The sequence below is a fragment of the Aeromicrobium sp. genome, from assembly GCF_014378035.1.
Classification (GTDB): domain Bacteria; phylum Actinomycetota; class Actinomycetes; order Propionibacteriales; family Nocardioidaceae; genus Aeromicrobium.
The window spans coordinates 1-3,221 of sequence record NZ_JACMOM010000334.1 but is presented as its reverse complement, the minus strand read 5'-3'; the positions used below and the strand labels follow the sequence as shown (position 1 = coordinate 3,221).

Below are 3,221 nucleotides of genomic sequence, written 5' to 3'. Positions count from 1 at the left end.
TCCCGACTGCGGGACCTGTCCGCCGAGCGCACCGGCGTCAACGCCTTCGCCTGACCGGGCCCACCGTCGGCACAGCGGGATGGTTCGGGGCTCAGAGCCGGGGCCAGAGAGGCAGGGGTGGAGCGCGACGGTGCCGCGGGCCATCGCGACGGCTGAGAGCTGCAGGTAGGCCTTGACCTCGTCGAACGGCACCGCGTCGACCGCGGGGAGGCCGGGGTTCTGCTCGCGGACCGACAGCTGAAGGGTGGCGAGGTTGAGCACACCGAGCGCTTGCGTGTAGAAGATGTTGGCGAGCAGGTAGGGGTCGCGGACGTGGAACTCACCGGCGGCGGTGCCGGCTTCGAGGATCGTGACGACGTGGGTGAGGCACGACGACATGCCGACCCCGAGCTTGAGCATGACCGACTCGCTGACCTCGTCCATGAGCTCCTCGCCGCGGCGTCGCAGCAGTGCCTGCGCACAGTCGACGAAGGCTGGGAACGCCGAGCCGAAGTCGAGGAACGCACCGGCGACGGCGCGAAGCCGCTCGATGGGGGGCATGGTGCCGTCGTCGACGGCGGTCAGCGTCAGATCGAGCTCGGTGAGATAGCCGACGAGCGTCATCGCGAACAGCTCTTCCTTGCCGGAGAAGTGCCGGTAGATGATGGCACGGTTGATGCCGACCGCCTTGGCGATGTCCTCGATCTGGGCGTCCCGCACACCCCGCTCGTCGAACAGCGTGCGCGTGGCTTCGAGGATCTCTCGCTTGCGCGCGGCGCGGCGTTCTGTGACGGGCATGCTCTCTACTTTAGAGGTGTTTGTCGGTGGCGGGTCGTAGGCTCGTCGTATGAGGTCAGTCTCCGAGCTCCAGCGCCAGGTGGCGCCCATCGAGGTCGTCTCCGATTACCAGCCCGCCGGCGACCAGCCCGCCGCCATCGAGGAGCTCGAGAAGAGGCTCAAGGCTGGTGCGCTCGACAACGTGCTGCTGGGTGCGACCGGAACCGGCAAGACCGCCACCACGGCATGGTTGGCCGAACGTCTGCAGCGCCCGATGCTCGTGATGATGCCCAACAAGCTGCTCGCGGCGCAGTTCGCCAACGAGCTCCGTGAGCTGCTTCCGAACAATGCGGTCGAGTACTTCGTGTCCTACTACGACTACTACCAGCCCGAGGCCTACATCGCGCAGAGCGACACCTACATCGAGAAGGACTCCTCGGTCAACGAGGAGGTCGAGCGGCTCCGGCACTCCGCAACGTGGTCACTCCTCACCCGTCGCGACGTCATCGTGGTGGCCACGGTCTCCTGCATCTACGGTCTCGGCTCCGCGCAGGAGTACCTCGAGCGCATGATCGGCTTCAAGGTCGGCGAGGAGATGCCTCGCGAGCAGCTGTTGCGCACGCTCGTCGAGGCGCAATACGTCCGCAATGACGTCAGCTCGACGCGTGGCACGTTCCGGGTCAAGGGCGACACTGTCGAGATCTTCCCGGTCTACCAGGAGCACGCCGTCCGGGTCGAGTTCTTCGGCGACGAGATCGAGCGGCTCATGACGCTGCACCCCCTCACCGGCGAAGTGCTCAGCGACGACCAAGAGCTGTATGTCGGCTCGGCCACGCACTACGCCGCCGGCCCGGCCACGATGCAGCACGCCATCCAGACCATCAAGGTTGAGCTCGAAGAGCGGCTCGCCGAGCTCGAGGGCGAGAACAAGCTGCTCGAGGCGCAGCGGCTGCGCATGCGCACCACCTACGACATCGAGATGATGGAGCAGGTCGGCACCTGCGCCGGCATCGAGAACTATTCGCGCCACATGGACCAACGTGGTCCCGGCACTCCCGGCCACTGCCTGCTCGACTACTTCCCCGATGACTTTGTGCTCGTCGTCGACGAGTCGCACGTCACGATCCCGCAGATCGGCGCGATGTACGAGGGCGACATGTCCCGGAAGCGCTCGCTCGTCGAGCACGGTTTCCGGCTGCCCAGCGCGATGGACAACCGTCCCCTCAAGTGGGGCGAGTTCCTCGAGCGCATCAAGCAGACCGTCTACCTGTCGGCGACGCCGGGCACCTACGAGATGGAAAAGGTCAAGGGCGACGTCGTCGAGCAGATCATCCGCCCGACAGGCCTGATCGATCCCGAGGTCATCGTCAAGCCCACGAAGGGACAGATCGACGACCTGATAGCCCAGATCCGCATCCGCACCGAACGCCAGGAGCGGGTGCTCGTCACGACCCTGACCAAGAAGATGTCCGAAGACCTCACCGACTACCTGCTCGAGGCGGGCATCCGCACGCGCTACCTGCACAGCGAAGTCGACACCCTGCGGCGCGTCGAGCTGCTGCGAGAGCTTCGCATGGGGGAGTACGACGTCCTGGTCGGCATCAACCTGTTGCGGGAGGGTCTCGATCTCCCCGAGGTCAGCCTGGTGGCGATCCTCGATGCCGACAAGGAAGGGTTTCTGCGCTCCGGTCGATCACTCATCCAGACCATCGGCCGCGCGGCACGCAACGTGTCGGGTCAGGTCATCATGTACGCCGACCGGGTCACCGACTCGATGGCGCTCGCGATCGACGAGACCAACCGGCGTCGCGAGAAGCAGGTCGCCTACAACACCGAGCACGGCATCGACCCGACTCCGCTCCGCAAGAAGATCGGCGACATCACCGACATGCTCGCCCGCGAGGACGCCGATACGGCCAGCCTGCTGGCGGCCACGGGCGACAAACGACGCAAGGGTGCCCCGGTGCCGCTCGGTCAGCACACAGCTGACCTCGCCAACCTGCCGTCCGGTGAGCTGGCCGAACTGATCGAGCAGCTCAGTGAGCAGATGCGTGCGGCGGCCGCCGAGCTGCAGTTCGAAGTGGCGGCACGACTGCGCGACGAGATCGGCGACCTCAAGAAAGAGCTCCGCAGCATGCTCGAGGCCGGCGTCTGACCCACCGGCCCGCCGGCTGCGCCACAATGACCGCATGACCGAATCCGCCACCGTCGTCATCGAGGCACCCGGTGTCCGAGCAGAGGTCGACCCCACCCGCGGAGCCCGACTCGTCTCGCTGCAGATCGGTGGACTCGAGATACTCGGCAGTGCCGACGGTCCCGACATCGACCCGGTGACAGACGAGGGCTGCTACCCCATGGTTCCGTGGGCCGGACGCATCGGCGCCGGTCACGTGGCCTGGCGCGGCGACACCTATGTGCTGCCGGTCGCTGGCGACGGCAACGCCCTGCACGGTCTTGGCAAGGAC

At 66.5% G+C, this 3,221-nt stretch carries 3 protein-coding genes; 2 read left to right on the top strand and 1 reads right to left on the bottom strand.

The genetic code is table 11. The annotated features are described in order from the left end of the window. A partial coding sequence (locus H7290_RS17830; RefSeq protein WP_290515363.1) for a TetR/AcrR family transcriptional regulator occupies positions 1-777 on the bottom strand: 777 nt, incomplete at its 3' end. A 49-nt stretch (positions 778-826) separates the two neighbouring features. On the opposite strand from H7290_RS17830, the gene uvrB reads away from it, so the two are divergent. After that, the gene (uvrB, locus tag H7290_RS17825; RefSeq protein ID WP_290515362.1) at positions 827-2,911 is read left to right on the top strand and encodes an excinuclease ABC subunit UvrB; all 2,085 of its coding nucleotides are present in this window, start codon (positions 827-829) and stop codon (positions 2,909-2,911) included. A gap of 34 nt (positions 2,912-2,945) precedes the next feature. Then, positions 2,946-3,221 (top strand): hypothetical protein (locus H7290_RS17820; protein ID WP_290515361.1); only part of this gene is annotated, 276 nt, incomplete at its 3' end.